Annotated in this window: 21 protein-coding genes; 9 read left to right on the top strand and 12 right to left on the bottom strand. The window is 69.9% G+C overall.

The window, feature by feature from the left end; translation table 11 throughout:
- Positions 1-15: 15 nt before the first annotated feature.
- The 5 genes from ABZX02_RS19385 to rimO form a co-directional block, all read right to left on the bottom strand.
- Positions 16-867 (bottom strand): PspA/IM30 family protein, encoded by an 852-nt coding sequence (locus tag ABZX02_RS19385; protein ID WP_355299940.1) that lies wholly within the window; start codon positions 865-867, stop codon positions 16-18.
- A gap of 359 nt (positions 868-1,226) precedes the next feature.
- Positions 1,227-1,649, bottom strand: coding sequence for a helix-turn-helix transcriptional regulator (locus ABZX02_RS19380; protein ID WP_355299938.1), 423 nt, complete (start codon positions 1,647-1,649; stop codon positions 1,227-1,229).
- Positions 1,650-1,755: 106 nt separating this feature from the next.
- Complete coding sequence (locus tag ABZX02_RS19375) at positions 1,756-2,232, bottom strand: CinA family protein (RefSeq protein ID WP_355299936.1); 477 nt, start codon at positions 2,230-2,232, stop codon at positions 1,756-1,758.
- Positions 2,229-2,807: a CDP-diacylglycerol--glycerol-3-phosphate 3-phosphatidyltransferase gene (gene pgsA / locus ABZX02_RS19370; RefSeq protein WP_355299935.1), complete on the bottom strand. Its 579-nt coding sequence runs from the start codon at positions 2,805-2,807 to the stop codon at positions 2,229-2,231. Before pgsA ends, ABZX02_RS19375 begins: the two co-directional genes overlap by 4 nt.
- Positions 2,804-4,207, bottom strand: coding sequence for a 30S ribosomal protein S12 methylthiotransferase RimO (rimO, locus tag ABZX02_RS19365; protein ID WP_355299934.1), 1,404 nt, complete (start codon positions 4,205-4,207; stop codon positions 2,804-2,806). Before rimO ends, pgsA begins: the two co-directional genes overlap by 4 nt.
- Positions 4,208-4,302: 95 nt before the next feature.
- On the opposite strand from rimO, the gene ABZX02_RS19360 reads away from it, so the two are divergent.
- The 7 genes from ABZX02_RS19360 to ABZX02_RS19330 all read left to right on the top strand — a co-directional run bounded on the left by ABZX02_RS19360 (position 4,303) and on the right by ABZX02_RS19330 (position 9,360).
- Positions 4,303-4,803, top strand: a complete 501-nt coding sequence (locus ABZX02_RS19360; protein ID WP_355299932.1) for an amino-acid N-acetyltransferase — start codon at positions 4,303-4,305, stop codon at positions 4,801-4,803.
- Positions 4,804-4,866: 63 nt separating this feature from the next.
- The gene (locus ABZX02_RS19355) at positions 4,867-5,718 is read left to right on the top strand and encodes a MerR family transcriptional regulator (protein WP_355299930.1); all 852 of its coding nucleotides are present in this window, start codon (positions 4,867-4,869) and stop codon (positions 5,716-5,718) included.
- On the top strand, positions 5,702-6,493 hold the full coding sequence (locus ABZX02_RS19350) for a hypothetical protein (protein WP_355299928.1): 792 nt from the start codon (positions 5,702-5,704) through the stop codon (positions 6,491-6,493). Before ABZX02_RS19355 ends, ABZX02_RS19350 begins: the two co-directional genes overlap by 17 nt.
- Positions 6,480-6,998, top strand: a complete 519-nt coding sequence (locus ABZX02_RS19345; RefSeq protein WP_355299927.1) for a hypothetical protein — start codon at positions 6,480-6,482, stop codon at positions 6,996-6,998. Before ABZX02_RS19350 ends, ABZX02_RS19345 begins: the two co-directional genes overlap by 14 nt.
- Positions 6,995-8,149 (top strand): YcaO-like family protein, encoded by a 1,155-nt coding sequence (locus ABZX02_RS19340; RefSeq protein ID WP_355299925.1) that lies wholly within the window; start codon positions 6,995-6,997, stop codon positions 8,147-8,149. The genes ABZX02_RS19345 and ABZX02_RS19340 overlap by 4 nt, the downstream gene beginning before the upstream one ends.
- A gap of 5 nt (positions 8,150-8,154) precedes the next feature.
- Positions 8,155-8,808, top strand: a complete 654-nt coding sequence (locus tag ABZX02_RS19335; protein ID WP_355299923.1) for a nitroreductase family protein — start codon at positions 8,155-8,157, stop codon at positions 8,806-8,808.
- A gap of 84 nt (positions 8,809-8,892) precedes the next feature.
- Positions 8,893-9,360, top strand: coding sequence for a phospholipase (locus ABZX02_RS19330; RefSeq protein ID WP_355299921.1), 468 nt, complete (start codon positions 8,893-8,895; stop codon positions 9,358-9,360).
- Position 9,361: 1 nt separating this feature from the next.
- On the opposite strand, the gene ABZX02_RS19325 is transcribed toward ABZX02_RS19330, so the two are convergent.
- Positions 9,362-11,740 (bottom strand): DNA translocase FtsK 4TM domain-containing protein, encoded by a 2,379-nt coding sequence (locus ABZX02_RS19325; protein ID WP_355299919.1) that lies wholly within the window; start codon positions 11,738-11,740, stop codon positions 9,362-9,364.
- Between the two features lie 118 nt (positions 11,741-11,858).
- On the opposite strand from ABZX02_RS19325, the gene ABZX02_RS19320 reads away from it, so the two are divergent.
- Positions 11,859-12,632 (top strand): lysophospholipid acyltransferase family protein, encoded by a 774-nt coding sequence (locus tag ABZX02_RS19320; RefSeq protein WP_355299917.1) that lies wholly within the window; start codon positions 11,859-11,861, stop codon positions 12,630-12,632.
- Here the strand turns inward: ABZX02_RS19320 and ABZX02_RS19315 are convergent.
- Both ABZX02_RS19315 and ABZX02_RS19310 read right to left on the bottom strand, forming a co-directional pair.
- Positions 12,529-13,209 (bottom strand): hypothetical protein, encoded by a 681-nt coding sequence (locus ABZX02_RS19315; protein ID WP_355299915.1) that lies wholly within the window; start codon positions 13,207-13,209, stop codon positions 12,529-12,531. The genes ABZX02_RS19320 and ABZX02_RS19315 overlap by 104 nt on opposite strands.
- A 48-nt stretch (positions 13,210-13,257) precedes the next feature.
- Positions 13,258-16,029 (bottom strand): BTAD domain-containing putative transcriptional regulator, encoded by a 2,772-nt coding sequence (locus tag ABZX02_RS19310; RefSeq protein ID WP_355299913.1) that lies wholly within the window; start codon positions 16,027-16,029, stop codon positions 13,258-13,260.
- A gap of 124 nt (positions 16,030-16,153) precedes the next feature.
- Here ABZX02_RS19310 and ABZX02_RS19305 point away from each other — a divergent pair, with 124 nt between their 5' ends.
- Complete coding sequence (locus ABZX02_RS19305; protein ID WP_355299911.1) at positions 16,154-16,783, top strand: class I SAM-dependent methyltransferase; 630 nt, start codon at positions 16,154-16,156, stop codon at positions 16,781-16,783.
- A 76-nt stretch (positions 16,784-16,859) separates the two neighbouring features.
- On the opposite strand, the gene ABZX02_RS19300 is transcribed toward ABZX02_RS19305, so the two are convergent.
- The 4 genes from ABZX02_RS19300 to dapA all read right to left on the bottom strand — a co-directional run bounded on the left by ABZX02_RS19300 (position 16,860) and on the right by dapA (position 20,536).
- On the bottom strand, positions 16,860-17,057 hold the full coding sequence (locus ABZX02_RS19300; RefSeq protein ID WP_355299909.1) for a hypothetical protein: 198 nt from the start codon (positions 17,055-17,057) through the stop codon (positions 16,860-16,862).
- Positions 17,057-17,860, bottom strand: a complete 804-nt coding sequence (atpB, locus tag ABZX02_RS19295; protein ID WP_355299907.1) for a F0F1 ATP synthase subunit A — start codon at positions 17,858-17,860, stop codon at positions 17,057-17,059. Before atpB ends, ABZX02_RS19300 begins: the two co-directional genes overlap by 1 nt.
- Before the next feature lie 103 nt (positions 17,861-17,963).
- On the bottom strand, positions 17,964-19,553 hold the full coding sequence (locus tag ABZX02_RS19290; RefSeq protein ID WP_355300252.1) for a ribonuclease J: 1,590 nt from the start codon (positions 19,551-19,553) through the stop codon (positions 17,964-17,966).
- 86 nt (positions 19,554-19,639) lie between these two features.
- Positions 19,640-20,536 carry a 4-hydroxy-tetrahydrodipicolinate synthase gene (gene dapA, locus ABZX02_RS19285; RefSeq protein WP_355299905.1) on the bottom strand — a complete coding sequence of 299 codons (897 nt, stop codon included), beginning with the start codon at positions 20,534-20,536 and terminating at the stop codon, positions 19,640-19,642.
- Between the last annotated feature and the right edge of the window lie 2 nt (positions 20,537-20,538).

Genomic DNA, 20,538 nt, shown 5'->3' with positions numbered 1-20,538 from the left:
CCCGGCCTCAGAACTTCAGTTCTGGGCGGGAGGAACCTGCTGCTGCTGGGTCTTCTGCTCCGACTGGACGCGCTGCGCGATCTCGGCCTGGATCTGGGCGGCCGCGCTGTTGCCCGCGGTCACCTGCTGCGGGGTGCTCGCCTGGCCGCCGTGCATCGACGCGCGGATCTGCTCCAGCCGCGACGAGCCGGCCAGCTGGGTGGTCGAGGCCTGCACCTCGAGCATCCGGCCCTGGACCGAGTTCTGGGCGAGCTCGGCGGACCCGAGCGCGGTCGAGTAGCGCTTCTCGATCTTGTCGCGAACCTCTTCCAGCGACGGCACGTTGCCCGGCGCGGCGAGTTCGCTCATCTGGTTCAGCGATGCGGAGACCTGCTCCTGCATCTTGGCCTGCTCGAGCTGGCTGAGGAGCTTGGTGCGCTCCGCCAGCTTCTGCTGCAGCATCATCGCGTTGCGCTCGACCGCCTGCTTGGCCTGTGCGGCGGCCTGCAGGGACTGGTCGTGCAGCGTCTTCAGGTCCTCGATGCCCTGCTCAGCGGTGACGAGCTGGGTGGCGAAGCCCTGCGCGGCGTTCTCGAACTGCGCGGCCTTCTGCTCGTCGCCCTTCGCGCGCGCCTCGTCGGCGAGCACGAGCGCCTGGCGCGCGGAGGCCTGCAGCTTCTCCACGTCGCCGAGCTGGCGGTTGAGCTTCATCTCCAGCTGGCGCTGGTTGCCGATGACGGCCGCCGCCTGCTGCGAAAGCGCCTGGTGCTGCCGCTGCGCCTCCTCGATGGCCTGCTGGATCTGCACCTTCGGGTCAGCGTGCTCGTCGATCTTCGACGAGAACGACGCCATCAGGTACTTCCAGAACTTCACGAACGGACTGGCCATCTCCTACGCCTGCCTTCTCGGTGCCGGTGTTGGATCCATCGTCTCAATTGTGCGTCGGCGTATCCACCGACACGGGGAGATATCCGGGAACACCCTGACCCACCCCGGGACTTAGGTAGCCACGCCTGGCGACGTGCCAATCCTGCCCGCACCCGCGTCCCGGGACGCGGTGACCCAGCGTGCCGATGCCAAGCCGTTGCCTGCCGTCCAGCGCGCCGCCGTCGTTGTCAGTTGAACGTTCGACGACGCAATCTTGTTGCAGACCGTCACGTGGCGGGGGCCACAGACTCTCAGTTGTCACCCGAATGCAGGCGACCCCGCACGCCGGTCGGCGCACGGGGTCGGGTGGGTACACGGGGTTATGCCGCGACGACTGCCTTGGGCGTCTCGCCGATCTTGCTCGTGAGCCGGTGGCTGAGCATGGGCTGCAGGCGCAGGTCGGACAGGTCGTCCGAGAGCGTGGCGGGCAGCACGCGGCCACCTTCCAGCTTGCGCCCGTCCGAACGTCCGTCCGGGACGGTGTCGGGCACCGTGTCCGGCGTCTGCTGGACGGCGCCGATGTCGGAGGCGACGTGGTGCAGCAGTTCGGACAGCGGAAGTTCCAACGCGTCACAGATGGCCGCGAGGAGCTCGCTGGACGCCTCTTTGCGGCCGCGCTCCACCTCGGACAGGTACCCCAGGCTCACACGTGCGGTCCGAGAGACCTCGCGCAGCGTGCGGCGTTGGTTGGTGCGGGCATGGCGGAGCCGATCACCGATCGCCTCGCGCAGCAGCACGGTCATACGCGCGCCTCCTTCCGGCCGGCCGTGTCCCTACGTTACCGATCGACACCGACAACGGGCACTGACTTCCGAACACGTCCGCCAAGGGCGAACGAACGCGGAGTCATCATTTGTTCCCGTCGTCCGTGACCAGCAGGTGGTCCGACAGCAGGACCAGGGCTTTTTCCACAGCGGCCGAACGCACCGCTGTGCGGTCGCCACGGACAGTGATTGTCCGCACTGTGGACACTCCAGGCCCGCTCAAGCCGATGTGGACCGTCCCCGGAGCGATTCCGTCCTGGGGGTCCGGTCCGGCGACCCCGGTGAGCCCGATCCCCCAGTCCGACTCGCACGTCCTGCGCGCGCCTTCGGCCAGTTGGATCGCGACGTCGGGGTGCACGGCACCGTGCTCGTCGAGCAACCGCTGGTCCACGCCCGCGAGCTTGTGCTTCAGCTCGGTGGCGTAGACGATCAACCCACCGCGGACCACGGCACTCGCCCCCGGTGTGTCGACGATCGTCGCGCACAGCAGACCCGCGGTCAGCGACTCGGCCGTGGCGACGGTCTGGTTCTTCGCTTTGAGCAGATCGACGACGGTGGTCATGCGACGGCGCGACCTGCCCTTGCCTTCATCTTGAACGCCCGGACGACGTAGTCGATTCCCGTGACGACCGTGAGCACCAGCGCGACGGCCATGATCACCCAGGCGATCAGCTGCAGCACGTCGTTCTGCGGGAGCACGAACAGCCCGATGGCGATGACCTGCGCGAGCGTCTTGGCCTTGCCGCCGCGGCTCGCCGGGATGACGCCGTAGCGGATCACCCAGAACCGCAGCAGCGTGATGCCGATCTCGCGCACGGCGATGGTGATCGTGATCCACCACGGCAGCACGTCGAGGATGCTCAGCCCCACGAGCGCGGACCCGGTCAGGGCCTTGTCCGCGATCGGGTCGGCGATCTTGCCGAAGTCGGTGATCAGGCCGTGCTTGCGCGCGAGCGTGCCGTCGATGTGGTCGGTGAAGCTCGCGACCGCGAAGATCGCGAACGCGATGAGGCGCCACGTGGTGTCGAAGCCACCCGCTTCGAACAGGGAGAACAGGAAGACCGGAACGAGCGCCAGCCGCGCCATCGTGAGGATGTTCGCGACGTTGAGCAGCGGGACCTTCCGGGCCTCCGTCATGTCGGGAGTACCTCGACGATCAGGTCGACACCCTCGGAGTCGACGACGCGGCAGCGCACGAAGTCGCCGCGCTTGAGGCCCTCCGCCTCAAGCACGATGCACTCGCCGTCGACCTCGGGGGCCTGGTGCTCGGCCCGGCCGACGCAGTCGTTCTCGTCGTCCTCCTCAGTCTCGATCAACACCGTGACCTCGGTGCCGACCCGGTCCTCGGCGCGCTGGCTGGTGAGCTCCTCGACGAGGTTGCCGATCCGCTGCACGCGCTCGGCGATGACGTCGGCGTCGAGCTTGCCGTCGAGCTCCTCGGCCTCGGTGCCGTCCTCGTCGGAGTAGCCGAATATGCCGACCGCGTCGAGGCGCGCCTCGGTCAGGAACCGCTCCAGCTCCTGCAGGTCGGCCTCGGTCTCGCCGGGGAAGCCGACGATGAAGTTGCTGCGGATGCCGGCCTCGGGCGCGTGCTCGCGGATCTGCCACACGAGCTTGAGGAAGCTGTCCGTGTCGCCGAACCGGCGCATGCGGCGCAGCACGTTCTCGCTGGAGTGCTGGAACGACATGTCGAAGTAGTTCGCGACCTTGTCGGTCTTCGCGATGGCGGCGACCAGGCTCGGCTTGGTCTCGGCCGGCTGCAGGTAGCTGACCCGCACCCGCTCGACGCCCGGGATGGACGCGAGGCGCGGCAGCAGCTGCTCCAGCGCGCCCTGCTCGCGCGGCAGGTCCTTGCCGTAGCTGGTGGAGTTCTCGCTGACGAGGAACAGCTCCTTGACGCCGTTCTCGGCGAGCCACATGGCCTCGGAGACGATCTCGTCGGGGTGCCGCGACACGAAGGCGCCGCGGAAGCTCGGGATGGCGCAGAAGCTGCACCGGCGGTCGCAGCCGGACGCGATCTTCAACGGCGCCACGGGGGCGTCGTCGAGCCGCTTGCGGGGCGTCTTGGTCGGGCCCCAGCCGTGGCCGGGCACCTGAACGGCGTCCTTGGCCTCCTGGCGCTTCACCGGCGTGATCGGCAGCAGCGTGCGGCGGTCGACCGGCACGTGCGACTCGACCGGCTTGCCGTGCAGCACGTCCTGCAGCCGCTCGGCGAGGTCGTTGTACTGGTCGAAGCCGAGGACCGCGGCCGCCTCGGGGAGGCTGTCCGCGAGCTCCTTGCCGTACCGCTCCGCCATGCAGCCGACCGCGACGACCTTGGCGCCGGTGTCGGACGCGGCGAGCAGCGTGTCGACCGAGTCCTTCTTGGCCTGCTCGACGAAGCCGCACGTGTTGACGACGACGACGTCGGCGCCCTCGTCCACCAGCTCCCAGCCGCCCTCGCCGAGGCGTCCGGCGAGCTCTTCGGAGTCGACCTCGTTGCGGGCGCAGCCCAGGGTCAGCAGCGACACGCGTCGCGGAGTGGTGGGAGAAGACACGACGCTCAGAGTAACCGGACCAGGTCCTGCCGCTTGAATCGCGCTGCGCCCACTGCCCGCGAGTGCCGTGCGGCGGCGGCTCATACTTGACGGCTGTGACCAGTGGGGTAGTCGTGCGGCGCGCCCGCACCAGCGACGTGCGCGCCATGAAGGCGTTGATCGACGGGTACGCCGGCAAGGTCCTGCTGGCCAAACCCCTGGTCACGCTGTACGAGGCGGTCCAGGAGTTCTGGGTGGCCGAGGAGGACGGCGAGCTGCTCGGCTGCGGCGCCCTGCACGTGATGTGGGAGGACCTGGCCGAGATCCGCTCCGTCGCCGTCTCCCCGATGGCGCTGGGCAAGGGCGTCGGTCACCGGATCGTGGCGCAGCTCATCGCGACGGCCAAGGAGCTGGAGCTCGCGCGCATCTTCTGCCTCACGTTCGAGACCCGGTTCTTCAACAAGCACGGCTTCGTGGAGATCGAGGGCACGCCGGTGAGCCCCGAGGTCTACGAGGAGATCATGCGGTCGGTGGACGAGGGCGTCGCCGAGTTCCTCGACCTGAGCTACGTGAAGCCGAACACGCTCGGCAACAGCCGGATGCTCCTGGAGTTGTAACTCTTCGAGTAATCACTCGAAGAGTCTTGACTCAACGAACGGCGCGAGGCCAGTATCTGTCCCGTGTCCGAATCGCTCACCGTCGACGAGCTCGCTGCCCGGATCGGCCTGCCCAGCAGCACCATTCGCATGTACCAGACGAAGGGTGTGCTGCACGCGCCGAGACGGCAGGGACGCGTGGCGTACTACGACGCCTCGCACGTCGAGCGGTTGACGTTGGTGCAGCGGTTGCAGCAGCGGGGGTTCTCGCTGCCCGCGATCGCCGAGCTGATCTCGGCACGCGAGAAGGGCGAGTCGGTCGCCGCGGTGCTCGGCATGGGCGAGACCGAGGGGCCCGACGACTGGGTTCGGATCAAGGTGCGCGACATCCGGCACCTCGTTCCGATGGGAGACGTCCAACCGCGACTCCTCCTCCGGGCTATGCGGTTGGGCTTGGTGCGGTGGAAGTACGGCTGGCCGCACGCGCGTCGCTGGGCACTCGAAGCGGGCGGCCGGTTGGCCGGCCTACGGGTGCCCAGCGATGACGTCATGGACAGCTTCACGCGCCTGCGCACGGCGACCGACGCGGTGGCGGCGGACTTCGTGCGGTTGTTCGAACGGCAGTTCTGGCCCGAGCTGGCCCGCAAGGCCGGCGACGAGAACCAGCTGGAGAACGTGCGGGCGTTGCTCGTCGAGCTGACCTACACGGCGGAGACCGCCGTGGTGGGGACGCTGCGGGAGTCGATCCGGGACGCGGCCGAGGAGTTCGCGTCGCGGCACGGGTTGCTGCCGAGCGACGACTACCAGCCCGCGTGGGCCGAGCAGCCGTTGCCTCCGATCGCCGAGAACCTCATGGATCCGGCGGGTGATCTGCCGAGCGAGCAGGAGATCGAACGCTTCCTGCTGAGGGGGGACGAGGATGAGCCTGGTCGCTGATCCCGCCTGGCACGCGCAAATCCGTGACGAAGGCCTTGTGGTGTACGCGGGCGCTGATCTCGCGTACCTGATTCCAGACCTGCCCAGGGCGGTGGCCGTGGCGCTGGCAGGACTGTTCGAGCCAGTGTTGAGGGGAGTGGCTCGAACGGTCGACGAGAGCCGGTTGGGGGAACCGGTTCGTCAGCACCTGGCCCAGCTGAGGACCCTGGGCGCTCTCCGCCCGGCCGGGTTGCCCGTGGACGACGCGACGCCTTTGGGGATCGGCACGCGCGTCGTCGGCGAGGCACCCGCCGGGCTGGCAGAGCTGTTGCCGCACCACGAGAACCCGGACCTGCTGCTCGTCGTGCGGACGACCGGCACGCTGGTCGACCTGGTCGAGGTGGCGCGCGAGACGAAGGTCCCGCACCTGTTGCTGGACCTCGCGTACCACCACACCGCCGCCGTCGGGCCCTTCGTGGTGCCCGGTGCCGGCGCGTGCCTGGCGTGCCTCGCGGTGCGGGCGGGACGGCGGTGGGGCGATCCACCGCCTCCCCCACGACCGGGAGCGCTGTCCCACGAGTTCCCGCTCTCCCTTGCACTGCAAGCGATCCAGAACATCCGCAACGGCTCCCTCGCGTTGCTGGACACGGTCGTGACCGTCCACCTCGACGAGTTCACGACGACGCGCGAGAGCGTGTTGCCCGCCGCTGACTGCGAGATCTGCCCGAAGGTCGAGTTCGGGCGCGTGTCACTTCCTTGGGGGAACCTTGAACGCGACGGCAGTGCGGTTACCTGACCAGTTCTCACCGGGTGCGGCCGCCGCCAACGCCGCGACGCCCACCTGTTGCTGTTGTTGTTGCTGCTGCGCGGTCACCTCGGTCGGCGCGGCCGTGCAGATCCCGGCGGCCCTGTACGAGGAGACGAAAGACCTCCCTCGGCCGCGCGGCCTGCTGGTGCTGCCGGCGGCGATCTTCCCGTTGCTGGTGATCCTGTTGCCGTTCCTCACGATGGGCGCGGTCTTCGACGTGCACTGGGGCTGGTGGCTCGGCGGCTTCGCGGCGGCGCTCGCGTGGGCCACCGCCTCCGGTTTCATCGCCAGGTCGCCGAATCCGGTGGGCAGCGTGGTCCGGCTGCTCGGCTGGGCCGCGCTGTGGTGCCTGGAACCGTTCGTGGTGCTGTTCATGCTGGGCCCGATCGCCGCCGCGGGCGAGGGGGTCGTGTGGGTGCTCGGCGTGCTCTACTTCGGCGGCGCGCTGGCACTCGGCTACTGGATCCTCCGCCGCTACCGGGCCAAGCGATGAGGACCGTCGCCGAGGCGCTCGCGGAGCGCGCGGTCGGCTGGCGGCAGGGTGTGGTGTCGCAGCTGCACCCCGTGCCGCACAGTCTGTCCGATGTGGACGTCGAGGGCTGGGCCGCTGTGCCGGAGCCGTTCGCGACGGGCGGCACGTCCGGTGGCACCAGCAGGATCGCCGCGATCGCCGAGGCGCTGGAACGGCACGCGGCCGCGCGGTCACCGCTGGAGGTCGCCACCGACGGCGAGTGCTGGCCGCTGGAGCACTTCAGCCTGCACACGGTCGAGCAGCGCGTGTCCCCGAACTACCGCTACCGCAAGGGGTACGTCGACACGCCGTACACGCGGGCGTGGACGTTGCCGGGCAACGAACCGATCCGCGTGCCGCTCGGCCTGGTCGGGCTGGACGCCGCGCACGGGCTGCCCACGACCTCGTCGGGGCTCGCGGCCGGGCCGTCCACCACCAGCGCTCTCCTGCGCGCCACCCAGGAACTGGTGGAGCGCGACGCGTTCACCACGACCTGGCTGCACTCCATCGCACCGCAGCGGTTCGCCACCGACCTGCCGCACGGCGTGCAGGCGTTCGACCTGACGCCGGCCTACAGCCCGCACCCGGTCGTCGCTGTGGCGGGCTCACTGCCGCTGGCCGGGAAACCGAGGCCCACGCTCGGCCTGGCGTGCCGCGCGACCGTCGCCGAGGCCGTGCGGAAGGCCTACGAGGAGTGGGTGCAGGGCACGGTGTTCATCGAGGTCTGGCTGGCGCGCAACGGTGACGAGCCCGTCGGCGAGGTCACCGACTTCGACCGGCACGCCGTCTACTACGCCACGCATCCGGACGAGTGGGACGCGCTGCCGTGGTTCGCGGGCTTCGAAACGGACCCGCCGCCGGACGCCCGATCCCGTGGCACAGCTGCGGAACTGACCGAGCTGGTGCACGCCCTGGACGACGCGGGCATCCGCCTCGCCTACCGCGAACTCACCACGCCGGAACTGTCCGCCGTCGGCTTGCACTGCGTCCGCGTCCTGTCCCCGGACCTGGCGCCGCTGCACGCCGACCACCGCTGGCCGCACCTGGCGGGCTGTGCCCGTGACCTGAGCTGGCGCTACCCGCACGCCTCGCCGGGCACCTTCCCCAATCCCGCACCGCATCCGCTGGGGTGAGCACGATGTTCGACGACTTCTGGGCCGCGAGCCGCTTCTCGCCTCTGCACCAACGCCGGCTGGGCGAGAAGCTGCGCGACTTCCGCCCCGAGCCCGCGCTGGTCGACCCGCTGGAGCTCCCGGCGGCACCACAGCCCCTGCCCCGCCCGCACGACCGCCTGCAGAAGCTCTTCCAGGCGCGCAGGAGCACCAGGGAGTTCGCGGACAGGTCGTTGACCGAACGCCAGCTCGGCACGGTGCTGGGTGCCCTGTCGGACAACAGCTTCCCGTCGGCCGGCGGTCTCAACCCGGTGCGCTGCTACGTCTTCACGAACGGCCGGGCGCTGCGCTACGACGTCCGCCGCCACGCGCTGCAGGACATCGCACCGGCACCGGAGAACCTCGCCGAGATCCTCGGCACGCCGGAAATCCCGCCGCTGACGATCGTCCTGGTGTTGATGGACAAGGACTCATTCGAGAAGTACGGCGAACGGGCGGGCCGCTTCGGCTTGATCGAAGCAGGAGCCGCGGCGCAGACCATCTGCCTCCGTTTGGCGGAGCAGAAACTCGGCGGATACCTGCTCGGCGGAGTAGCGGACCACGAAATGCTGCACGCGCTACGGCTGCCGCGCGACGTCCGCGTGGCCACGGCGATCGCCTGCGGGCACGTGATCACCTGACGTTCATCAGATCGTGTCTACCGAGGACAGTCGATCACGGGCTACAACTGGGCGAGACCCTGCTCACACCCAGAGGAGCTCGCCATGTCGAAGACCCTGCGCTCGGCGTTCGTGGGTGCCGCCGCCTCGTTCGCCCTGATCTTCACGGGCACCCCGGCCCACGCCGTGGACATCGTCGCGGTCACCGACGACTACCTCTACACGAAGTCCCTGAGCCAGTTCACAACACTGCGCGCCCAACAGCCCTACGCGGGCCAGCTCGACTGGTCGTCCGACGGCTGCTCGTACTCGCCGGACAACCCGTTCGGCTTCAAGTTCCTGCCGACCTGCCACCGCCACGACTTCGGCTACCGCAACTACAAGCGGCAGGGCCGGTGGAACGAGGCGAACCGCCTGCGCATCGACAACAACTTCAAGTCCGACATGTACCGGCAGTGCGGGTCGAACTGGGCGTGCAAGCGCACGGCCGACCTGTACTACGCGGCCGTGCGCCAGTTCGGCGGCACCGCGAGCTCCACGGCCACGAGCATCCAGAACGCCGGCCTGAAGTAGCTCACTCGTCGTCGGCGGGGCCGCCTCCGCGCATCAGGTAGACCACGTTCTCGAGCTCGTCCGGCTTGATCAGCACCTCGCGTGCCTTCGAGCCCTCGGACGGTCCGACGACGCCACGGGTCTCCAGCAGGTCCATGAGGCGCCCCGCCTTCGCGAACCCGACGCGCAGCTTGCGCTGCAGCATCGACGTCGAGCCGAACTGCGACGTGACGATCAGCTCCGTCGCCTGCACCAGCAGCTCCAGGTCGTCGCCGATGTCGGCGTCGATCTCCTTCTTCTCGCCGGCCTTCTGCGACGTGACGCCGTCGGTGTACTCGGGCTGGGCCTGGTTCTTGGTGAACTCGACGATCGACGAGATCTCCTCGTCGCCGACGAACGCGCCCTGGATGCGCACCGGCTTCGAGGCGCCCATCGGCAGGTACAGCGCGTCGCCCATGCCGATCAGCTTCTCGGCGCCGGGCTGGTCGAGGATGACCCGCGAGTCCGTCAGCGACGACGTGGCGAACGCCAGCCGCGACGGCACGTTCGTCTTGATCAGACCGGTCACGACGTCGACGGACGGGCGCTGCGTCGCGAGCACCAGGTGGATGCCGGCGGCACGGGCCTTCTGCGTGATCCGCACGATCGCGTCCTCGACGTCGCGGGGCGCGGTCATCATCAGGTCGGCGAGCTCGTCGACGATCGCCATGATGTACGGGTACGGCCGGTAGACGCGCTCGGATCCGGGCGGCGCGGTGATCTCGCCGGACTTCACCTTGCGGTTGAAGTCGTCGACGTGCCGCACCCGGTTGACCTGCATGTCCTGGTAGCGCTGCTCCATCTCCTCGACGAGCCACGCGAGCGCCGCAGCGGCCTTCTTCGGCTGCGTGATGATCGGCGTGATCAGGTGCGGGATGCCCTCGTACGGCGTCAGCTCGACCATCTTCGGGTCGATGAGGATCATCCGGACCTCGTCGGGCGTCGCCCGGGCCAGCAGCGACACCAGCATCGAGTTCACGAACGACGACTTACCGGAACCCGTGGAGCCCGCCACCAGCAGGTGCGGCATCTTCGTCAGGTTCGCGGTGACCATGTGGCCCTCGATGTCCTTGCCGAGGCCGATCACCATCGGGTGCGTGTCCTTGACCGTGGACGGCGCGCGCAGCACGTCGCCGAGGCGCACCATCTCGCGGTCGCTGTTGGGCACCTCGATGCCCACCGCGGACTTGCCGGGGATCGGCGCGAGCAGGCGGACGTTGTCGGTCGCCACGGCGTACGCGATGTTCTTGGTCAGCGCGGTGATCTTCTCGACCTTCACGCCGGGGCCGAGCTCGACCTCGTAGCGCGTGACCGTCGGGCCGCGGGTGAAGCCGGTGACCTGGGCGTCGATCGAGAACTGGTCCAGCACTCCCGTGATGGCCTCGATCATCTGGTCGTTGGCCTTGCTGCGGGTCTTCGGCGCGTCGCCGTCCTTGAGCACGTCCGGCGGCGGCAGCTGGTACTCGCCCTCGACCGAGCGCACGACCAGCGTCGGCGCGGGGGTCTTCTTCTCCCTGGGCGGCTTGGCCGCGACGGGCTCCGGGGCGGGCTCGTCCAGCGGGAGCTCGGCCTGCGGCTCCTCCTCCAGCGGCGCGGCGGCCTGGCGGCGGCGCGACGGACGGCGCAGGCGGACCGGCTTCGGCTCCTCCGGCAGCTCGTCCTCGTCGGTCTCGTCGGACGGCTTCGCGCCGGGGTGCAGCAGCGAGCGGATGCGTTCGGGCGCCTGGCGGATCGGCGTGTGCGTCACGACCAGCAGGCCGTACCCGAAGATGAGGAACAGCAGCGGCCCGGCGACCCACGGCGTCAGCCCCTGCGCGAGGAACCCTCCGGCCAGGTAGCCGAGTGCACCACCGGCGCTGCGGCGCTCGATCGGGTCCATCGGCAGGCCGCCGATGAGGTGGAACATGCCGAGCACGCCGATGATCATCAACGACGACCCGATGATCAGCCGCGGTCGCGCGTCCGGCTTGGGGTCGGTGCGCATCAACGTGATGCCGATGGCGAGCAGCACGACCGGCACGATCACCGCCGGGAACCCGACGGAGCTGCGCACCGCGACGTCCACCCACTGCCCGACCGGACCGCCCGCCTGCCACCACACGCCGGCGCCGGTGATCACGGCGAGCGCGATCAGCAGCAGCCCGAGACCGTCACGGCGGTGTTCGGGGTCGAGGTCCTTGGTGCGGCTGACAGTCCGCACGAGGCTGCCGACACCACGGCCCAACGCACCCCACACGGCGCTGATGGCGCCGCCGCTCTTGCGCGGAGCGGGCTTTCTGGACGCGGTGGATCGCGCCCGCGGCTTGGCTGGTGCTTTGCCGCGTGACGTGGTCTTTCTCGAAGTCCCTGTGCGCCCGGCCATGTCTATAAGGTAGTCCCTTGCGTCTCACCAGCCTCATTTGCAACTGGGACGCGTGCGAATCTCCATGGTTCACCGGATCGGGCACGGTGTCGTTCCGACACGCCGTAGGCTGCGCCGCGTGTCCACACCGCTCTTCTGGCGCGTGCTCATGGTGGTCGACCGGGGCCTGATCGCGCTGACCGGCAAGCTCGAGGTCTCGGGCGACATCCCCCCGGAGCTGCTCGGCAAGCCGTTGCTGCTGGCCTCCAACCACATCGGCAACCTCGACCCGATGGTGCTGATCGCGGCCTGCCGCAAGATCGGCGTCAACCCGCGCTTCATGCTCGCGGGCGGCCTGCTCGACGCGCCGGTCATGGGTCCGGCCCTCAAGGCGTGCGGGCACCTGCGCGTCGACCGCCGGTCGGCGAACGTCGGCGAGGCCATGCACCGCGCCGTGGAGGCGTTGCAGAAGGGCGGCGACCCGATCGCCGTCTACCCGGAGGGCAAGATCAGCCTCGATCCCGGGCTGTGGCCGGAGCGCGGCAAGACCGGGGTGGCCCGCATGGCGCTGGGCGGCGGCATCCCGGTGATCCCGATCAGCCAGTGGGGCGCGCACGAGGCCGTCTACTGGGGCAACCTCAGCGTCGGCGGCTGGAAGGACCTCCTGCCGTACCTGACGTCGTGGCTGCGCGCGGTGCGCAAGCGGCCGACGTTCAAGGTCCACTTCGGCAAGCCGGTCGAACTCTCGGACCTGCAGGCCGACACGATGGGCGACGCCCGGCGGGCCCACGAGCGGATCATGACCGCGATCACCGAGGGCCTGGTGCCGCTGCGCCTCGACGAGCCGGACGTGCCGCGCTTCCACGACCCGACGCGTCCGACGACCGGTTCCTCGCCCTGGCGGCCCGCCTGACCGAGTAGGCGATCACCGTGATCAGCATGAGCAACGGCATCGGGTTGCCGCGCCACAGGCTGATCGCGAAGTCGGCCACCGGGACCACCAGCGCCACGACGAACGTGGCCGCGCTCGCCGTGGGCAGCTTGACCTTCGGGTCGGTCCACGGCGTGCGCCCCCACGGCTTCGCGACGCTGAGCCACGCCTGGAACGCGATCGCGCCGATCATGAGCGAGGTCCCGACCGGCATCCACGCGCTGAGGTGACCCTCGATCGCCGCCTGCAGGTTGCCGCTCAGGATGAAGATCCCGACGTAGAGCTGGCTGACGGTGATCACGAACTTCGCGAGCACCCACCAGTGCCGGAAGTAGCCCCACGGCGTGGTGGCGCTGAGCATGAACCCGCTGAACGCGCTGGTGTTCGCCATGATCGCGAGCACCTCGTGGTCGAGGTGGCGGGCCATCCTGAACGCGCTCACGTCGCCCGTGCTCATGCCGTGCAGCAGCAGGGCGAGCAGCGCGACGGCCTGGCTGAGCCAGCCGACCGACGTGACGACGTGCAGCCACACCAACAGGGTTCGAGCGCGCTTCTGCATGACATGTAGCTTGCCTACCTATTGCGGCGAGCACATCAGGGATCTCCCCTAGGCGAGCTCGTGCAGGCGGGCGCGGACCTCCGGCGTCAGCGGGTGGTCGTAGTCCTCGTAGATCGTCAGCGCTTCCAGCAGGTGCGTCCGCGCCACGTCGGGCTGCCCCGCGCTCGTCTCCCCCAGGCCGTGCAGCGCCTCCGCGAGGCTCTTGCGGTCGCCGAGCACCCGCAGGAACGCGATCGCGTGCCGGAACGAGTCACGCGCCTCGACGCGGTCGCCGCGCTTCGCCTGCGCCCAGCCGATGCTGACCAACGCCATCGCCTTGCCGTGCACGGCGTCGTGCGAGTCCATCAGCTCGTAGGCGGTCTGCGCGGCCGCGAGCGACGCCTCGAACTGGCCGGCCGACCGCAGGATGTCGCTCAGGAACAGCCTCGTGCCGCCCTCACCGAACCACGAGCCGACCGCGGCGTGGCCCCGCAGCGCCTCGCTGAACCGGTCGACGGCGAGGTCGAACTGGCGCAGGCCGCCGTACGCCATCCCGAGCCCGGTGAGGCTCCACGCGGCACCGGCCGCGTCGCCGATCTCGCGCCGGATCGCCAGGGCGCGGTCGAAGAGCTCCAGCGCGTCCGCGAAACGCTGACCGCGAAACGCCGACAGGCCCTGGCCGTGCACCGCCCACGCGCGCACGGCCTGGTTGCCGTCACGGGTCGCGGTGCGTTCGGCGACGCGGTACGTGCGCGTCCACTCGTCGAGCGCGCTCGACACGATGAAGTAGTTCCACAACGCCACCGGGATCTGCCACGCCGTGGGCGAGTGGTGCTCCTCGGCGAGCCGGGTGACGGCCAGCAGGTTCGACGATTCCACGCGGCACCAGGTGAACGCCTCGTCGTGCGAACTGAAGTCCTGTGTGGACAGTGGCGGCAGCAGGAACGACGGGTGGTCCGGCGGCGCGATGACGGTGCCGGCGGCGTTCGCGGTGTCGAAGTACCAGCCCAGCAGGCGTCGCACGGCCTCGTCGCGGCCGTCGGAGGACTCCTCGGTGGCGCTGAGCTCCGTGGCGTACAGGCGGAGCAGGTCGTGCAGCCGGTAGCGGCCGCGCGCGACCTCCTCCAGCATGTGGCCACCCGCCAGCACGTCGAGCAACGTCCGCGCGCGCGACACCGGCACACCCGCGAGCGCCGCCACGGCGTTCAGGCTGATCTCGGCGCCGGGGTGCAGGCCGATCAACCGGAACGTGCGCGCGGCGTCGGGCTTCAGCGCGAGGTACGACCACGAGAAGGCGGCACGCACGGCCGTGTCCTCGTCATCGCCCGTGGCGAGGACGTTCAGCCGGTCGCGTTCGTCGGCGAGGTCTCCGGCGAGGTCCGCCAGCGTCAGGTGGGGCCGCGTGACGACCCGTTCGGCCGCGATCCGCACCGCGAGCGGCAGGTGCCCGCACAGTTCGACGAGCTTCGCGGCGGCGGCGGGTTCGGCGGCGACCCGGTCCGAGCCCACCGCGGACGTCAGCAGCGCCAGGCCCTCGTCGCGGGTCAGCGTCGACAACGTGATCGAGTGCGCGCCGTCGCGGGCGACCAGCCCGCCGAGGTGGTTGCGCGACGTCACGAGCACCATCGAGGTCGACCGGCCCGGCAGCAGCGGGCGGACCTGCTCGGCCAGCCGCGCGTTGTCGAGCAGCACCAGCACCCTCTTGCCCGCGAGCACGCTGCGGTACAGCGCGGACTTCGCAGACAGGTCGTCCGGGATGCGTTCGGACGGCACGCCGAGGCTCTGCAGCAGTTGGTGCAACGCGGCGGCGGGCTGCACCGGCGGTGCCGACGAGTCGAACCCGCGCAGGTCGACGTGCAGCTGGCCGTCCGGGAACCGGGCAGCCACCTGGTGCGCGAAGCGGACGGCGAGCGCGGTCTTGCCGACGCCGCCCGTGCCGGTGATCGCGACGAGCACCGGCGAGTGGTCGTGCGGCACGACCTCGGCGAGCTTCGCGAGCTCCTTCTCGCGGCCGGTGAAGTCGCGGATCTCGTGCGGCAGCTGGACCGGCACGAGCGCGGGCGCCGCCGGTTCGGGCTGCGGGTCGGGACGGCCGACGAGCACCTGCTCGTGCAACTGGCGCAGCTCGGGGCCGGGTTCGATGCCGAGCTCCTCGATGAGCAGCCGGCGCAGGTCCGCGTAGACGGCGAGCGCCTCGGCCTGCCGGCCGCCGCGGTAGAGCGCCGACATCAGCAGGCCGTGCAGCCGCTCCCGCAACGGGTGCGCGCTGACCAGCGTCGTCAGCTCCCCCGCGACCTCGGTCTCCCGCCCGACCGCCAGCATCAACGCGGCACGCTGCTCCACGGCCGTGAGCCGCAGTTCGGCCAGCCGCGCACGTTCCACGGCCGCGAACGGCCCCGGCACGCCGTCGAGTGCGATCCCCCGCCACAGCCCCAGCGCGGCGTCGAACGCGGCGACGGCCTCGGCCGGTTCGTCGCGCAGCCGGCCCGCCTCGTCGAGGTGCGCGCGGGACACAGCGGCGTCGGAGCTGCCGGATGGGAGCCTCAGCAAGTATCCAGCGTCCGTGGAGAGCAGCACGGAGCTCGGGGCGCGCGAGGCCCGGTCCGGTTCGAAGAGACGGCGCAGCCCGGCGACGTAGGTGTGGATGCCGTTGTCGGCGCTGGCAGGGGGATCATCGCCCCACACGGCGTCGATGAGCTCGCTGCGCGACACGACGTGATTGGCGCGCAACGCGAGCACGGCGAGCACAGCCCTCTGCCGCGGCGGACCGAGCGAGAGCTCGGTGCCGTCCACCGTGGCCGCGAGCGCGCCCAGCAAGCTGACGCGCAACTCGTTCTGCACTTCTGGTCTCACTTCGTCGCTGTCCGCGTTCTCCTGGCAACCTACCGTCAGTTTTCGTCCAGAAGCCATCCAGACGCCGTGCAGAGACCTTCTCCACACTTCACTCAAGGTGGATTGGGCCGAAATGAGGGGCGGGGAAATGAACGCGGCCGAGGTCTTCGACACGCTCGGACTGGAGTACCAGCGCGCCTGGTCGCACCAGCCCGCCCTGCACGGCACCCTGGCCTGGTTCGCGGCGACTCAGCCGGCCGGGTCGCGCGTGCTCGACATCGGCTGCGGCACGGGCGTTCCCGTCGCGCGCACCCTCGCCAAGGCGGGCATGAGGGTCACCGGCCTGGACGTGTCGCCGGTGATGGTCGACATCGCCTCGACGCAGGTCCCCGACGCCACGTTCCACAAGATCGACATCCGCGACTTCGAGTCGCCGCCCGGCTCGTGGGACGTCATCTGCGCCGTCTTCTCGCTGCTGCAGATGACCCAGGCCGAGATCGTCGCGACGCTGGGCCGCATCTCGACGTGGCTGCGGCCCGGCGGGCACTTCTTCCTCGCCACCGTGGCGATCGACGTCGAGCAGGTCACGCTGCCGTGGATGGGCCAGGAGATCGAGGTGTCGTCGTTCTCGGAGGAGAACTTCGAGGCGCACCTCGGCGAGGTCGGCCTGCGGGTCGTGCGGCGCAGCAGGCCGGTGTTCACGCCGTCGTACCCCGGCGCGATGCCCGAGGAGTCGCTGCACCTGGTGTGCCAGCGCCCCTGACGGCGTTGCCCGATCGGACATGACGGACGCCGCGCGGACACCGGTCCGCGCGGCGTCTTCGTCAGTGCTGCTCGGCTCAGCGGGCGAACCCGCGGAGTCGCTCGGGCGCGGCACCTTCGCGCACGACGCCCTCCCGCACGACCCACGCCGGCGTCGGCACCGCCCACCCCGCCGAGTACAGGTCGTGGTCAGCCGCCTCCAGCACCCGCAGGACCGCGGCGTGCTGCTCGGGTGCGAACTCCACCCAGCCCCGCACCCCGACGTACGTGCCCATCAGTGCTGCTCGGCCAGCGCGCGACCGATGAAGTGCGCCGACAGCAACGCGAAGATGTACGCCTGCAGCACCTGCACCAGCGCCTCCAGGAAGAACAGCGCGATGGCGAGCGCGAAGCCCAGCACCGACACCGGCTTCAGGTAGATCGGCGCGTTGAACAGGAGGAACTCGCTGCCGAGCGTGAACACCAGGATCAGCAGGTGGCCCGCGAACATCGCCGCGAACACCCGGATCGCGAGGTTCAGCGGGTCGAAGAAGAACTTGAGGATGACCTCGGTCGGGATCAGCAGGCCCCACAGCACCGGCTTCGGCACGTCCGGGATGACGAACTGGTTGCGCAGGTACCCGCGCAGCCCGAACTTGCGGATGCCCACGTAGTGGTAGAGCGGGAAGACGATCAGCAGCGCGACGGCCGCCGGGAACCCGCTGTGCGTGAACGTCGGGAACTGGATGAGCGGAATCAGCCCGTAGAGGTTGTTCACCAGCACGAAGCAGAAGATGCTGACGATCAACGGCACGTACGGCGCGAATTCCTTGGCGCCTATCTGTTCTCGCGCGATGGTGTTGCGGCCGAAGTCGTAGACCGATTCGGCGGCGAACTGCCAGCGCGACGGGATCAGCTTCAGGTTCCTGGTGGTCACCAGGAAGAACGTCAGGATGATCACCACCGACAGCACCAGCAGGACCTGCGGCTTGGTCACCTCGAAGGAGAACGGCAGGCCGAACGGCTCGTGCCAGCTGAAGATCGGTGGGAGAAGAATGTCGTCTTTGCCCGGTGGGCTGAAGACGTCACTACCGGCCATTGGGCGAACCCCCTCGTCCATGGTCTGGGAACAAACCTTATCGGACGAGGGGGACGCAGATCACAGCGGGGTCACGGAAACGGCCGGAATTCCCTCTGAAGTGTCACACCGGAATGACGGTGGGCACGATCATCGGACGGCGGCGGTAGGTCTCCGCCACCCACCGGCCGACGACGCGCCGCACGGCCTGGGCCACCCGGTGCGTGTCGGTGATGCCCTCGGCCTCGGTGCGCGCCAGCTCCATCTCCACGAGCGGGACGACGGCCTCCAGCGCCTTCGGGTCGTCGGAGAAGCCGCGGCCCGAGATCGTCGGCGCCGTCACGGCACGCCCGGAGGCGCGGTCGATGGCCACCGAGATCGAGATGAAGCCGCCCTCGCCGAGCACGAGGCGGTCGGACAGCGTCGACTCGCCGACGTCGCCGACCGACAGGCCGTCGACGTACACGTGGCCGACGACGACGCGGCCGGAGACCGCCGCCTTGCCGTCCACCAGGTCCACGACGACGCCGTCCTCGGCGATGACGACGTGGTCCTCGGCGACACCGGTGGCGACGGCGAGAGCCGCGTTCGCGCGCAAGTGCCTCCACTCGCCGTGCACCGGCATCACGTTGGACGGCCGCACGGCGTTGTAGAGGAACAGCAGCTCGCCCGCCGGCGAGTGGCCGGAGACGTGCACCTTCGCGTTGCCCTGGTGCACGACGGTCGCGCCGAGCTTGGCGAGTCCGTTGACGACGTTGAAGACCGCGTTCTCGTTGCCGGGGATCAGCGACGACGCGAGGATCACCGTGTCGCCCTCGCGGATCGAGATCTGCCGGTGGTCGCCGCGGGCCATGCGGGACAACGCCGACAGCGGCTCGCCCTGCGATCCGGTGGAGACGAAGATGACCTCGTCCTCCTCCATCCGCATCGCGACGTCGAGGTCGACGAACAGCCCGTCGGGCACGTTCAGGAAGCCCAGGTCGGACGCGATGCCCATGTTGCGGACCATCGAGCGGCCCACGAACGCGATCTTGCGCTTGTACTGCACGGCGACGTCGAGCACCTGCTGGACGCGGTGCACGTGCGAGGCGAAGCACGCGACGATGACGCGCTGGTCCGCCTTGCGGATCACGTTCTCCAGCACGGGGCCGATCTCGCGCTCGGGCACCACGAAACCGGGCACCTCGGCGTTGGTCGAGTCGACCAGGAAGAGGTCCACGCCCTCGTCACCCAGGCGGGAGAAGCCAGCCAGGTCGGTGAGCCGGCCGTCCAGCGGCAGCTGGTCGAGCTTGATGTCACCGGTGTGCAGCACCAGGCCCGCGGCCGTGCGGATGGCCACGGCCAGCGCGTCCGGGATGGAGTGGTTGACGGCGAAGAACTCGAGCTCGAACGGCCCGAACGACCGCTTCTCCCCCTCCTTCACCTCGACGAGGCGCGGGGTCTGGCGGTGCTCGCGGCACTTGGCGGCGAGCAGCGCCAGCGTGAAGCGGGAGCCCACGACCTGCACGTCGGGGCGCAGCTTCAGCAGGAACGGGACCGCGCCGATGTGGTCCTCGTGGCCGTGCGTCAGGACGATGGCGTCGATGTCGTCGAGCCGGTCCTCGATGGCGCGGAAGTCGGGCAGGATCAGGTCGACGCCCGGTTGGTCGTCCTCGGGGAACAGAACGCCGCAGTCGACCACGAGCAGCCGGCCGGCGTGCTCGAAGACGGTCATGTTGCGGCCGACCTCGCCAATTCCGCCGAGTGCGACGACGCGGAGGCCGCCTTCCGGCAGTGCGGGCGGCAGTTCGGTCGATTGGGTCACGCGTTGACTCCCAGTTCGGCCGCGATGGCCTCGATGTCCTCGGCGGCGGCTGGCACCAGCGGCAGGCGTGGGTCGCCCACGTCCAGTCCGCGCAGGCGCAGCGCCGCCTTCGTGTACGTCACGCCGGGAACCCGGCGGAAGGGTCGCAGCAGCGGCAGCAGCGACTCGTGGATTTCCTTGGCCCGGGCCACGTCCCCGGCTTCATACGCATCAGCGAGGTCCCGCAGGCGGTCGGCCGCGAGGTGACCGATGACGCTCACGAACCCGACGGCGCCCACGGAGAGCCACGGCAGGTTCAGCGGGTCGTCGCCCGAGTAGTAGGCGAGATCGGTCGAGGCGATCACCCGGCTGCCCGCGTGCAGGTCGCCCTTGGCGTCCTTCACGGCGCGGATCCGCGGGTGCTCCGCCAGGCGCAGGATCGTGTCGACCTCGATGGGCACGACCGCGCGCGGCGGGATGTCGTAGAGCATCACCGGCAGCTCGGAGGCGTCGGCGACGGCGGTGAAGTGCGCCAGCAGACCTTCCTGCGGCGGACGCGAGTAGTACGGCGTCACGACCAGCACACCGTGCGCGCCGGCCTTCGCGGCCTGCTGCACGAGGTGGATGCTGTGCGCGGTGTCGTAGGTGCCCGCGCCGGCGACCACGGTCGCGCGGTCGCCCACGGCCTCCACGACGGCCGTGATCAGCGCGGCCTTCTCCCGGTCGGTCGTCGTGGGGCTCTCGCCGGTCGTGCCGTTCACGACCAGGCCGTCGTTGCCCAGGTCCACCAGGTGTTTCGCCAGTTCCTGCGCCTTGGGGAGGTCGACCTCGCCGCGCGAGTCGAAAGGCGTGACCATGGCGGTGAGAACGCGGCCGAACGGGCGGTCCGGCCCTGCGTACGGGCTTCCTGGCATGC

Source organism: Lentzea sp. NPDC003310 (assembly GCF_040610935.1).
GTDB lineage: Bacteria > Actinomycetota > Actinomycetes > Mycobacteriales > Pseudonocardiaceae > Lentzea.
Note: the sequence above shows the minus strand (reverse complement) of the source record. Positions and strands in the feature narration are given on the sequence as shown.

What these genes read in the sequence shown, in the direction of transcription:
- ABZX02_RS19385 (WP_355299940.1), bottom strand. Translation starts at nt 867, where the DNA reads ATGGCCAGTCCGTTCGTGAAGTTCTGGAAGTACCTGATGGCGTCGTTC.
- ABZX02_RS19380 (WP_355299938.1), bottom strand. Translation starts at nt 1,649, where the DNA reads ATGACCGTGCTGCTGCGCGAGGCGATCGGTGATCGGCTCCGCCATGCC.
- ABZX02_RS19375 (WP_355299936.1), bottom strand. Translation starts at nt 2,232, where the DNA reads ATGACCACCGTCGTCGATCTGCTCAAAGCGAAGAACCAGACCGTCGCC.
- pgsA (WP_355299935.1), bottom strand. Translation starts at nt 2,807, where the DNA reads ATGACGGAGGCCCGGAAGGTCCCGCTGCTCAACGTCGCGAACATCCTC.
- ABZX02_RS19350 (WP_355299928.1), top strand. Translation starts at nt 5,702, where the DNA reads ATGAGCCTGGTCGCTGATCCCGCCTGGCACGCGCAAATCCGTGACGAA.
- ABZX02_RS19340 (WP_355299925.1), top strand. Translation starts at nt 6,995, where the DNA reads ATGAGGACCGTCGCCGAGGCGCTCGCGGAGCGCGCGGTCGGCTGGCGG.
- ABZX02_RS19335 (WP_355299923.1), top strand. Translation starts at nt 8,155, where the DNA reads ATGTTCGACGACTTCTGGGCCGCGAGCCGCTTCTCGCCTCTGCACCAA.
- ABZX02_RS19330 (WP_355299921.1), top strand. Translation starts at nt 8,893, where the DNA reads ATGTCGAAGACCCTGCGCTCGGCGTTCGTGGGTGCCGCCGCCTCGTTC.
- ABZX02_RS19325 (WP_355299919.1), bottom strand. Translation starts at nt 11,740, where the DNA reads ATGGCCGGGCGCACAGGGACTTCGAGAAAGACCACGTCACGCGGCAAA.
- ABZX02_RS19315 (WP_355299915.1), bottom strand. Translation starts at nt 13,209, where the DNA reads ATGCAGAAGCGCGCTCGAACCCTGTTGGTGTGGCTGCACGTCGTCACG.
- ABZX02_RS19305 (WP_355299911.1), top strand. Translation starts at nt 16,154, where the DNA reads ATGAGGGGCGGGGAAATGAACGCGGCCGAGGTCTTCGACACGCTCGGA.
- ABZX02_RS19300 (WP_355299909.1), bottom strand. Translation starts at nt 17,057, where the DNA reads ATGGGCACGTACGTCGGGGTGCGGGGCTGGGTGGAGTTCGCACCCGAG.
- atpB (WP_355299907.1), bottom strand. Translation starts at nt 17,860, where the DNA reads ATGGCCGGTAGTGACGTCTTCAGCCCACCGGGCAAAGACGACATTCTT.
- ABZX02_RS19290 (WP_355300252.1), bottom strand. Translation starts at nt 19,553, where the DNA reads ATGACCGTCTTCGAGCACGCCGGCCGGCTGCTCGTGGTCGACTGCGGC.
- dapA (WP_355299905.1), bottom strand. Translation starts at nt 20,536, where the DNA reads ATGCCAGGAAGCCCGTACGCAGGGCCGGACCGCCCGTTCGGCCGCGTT.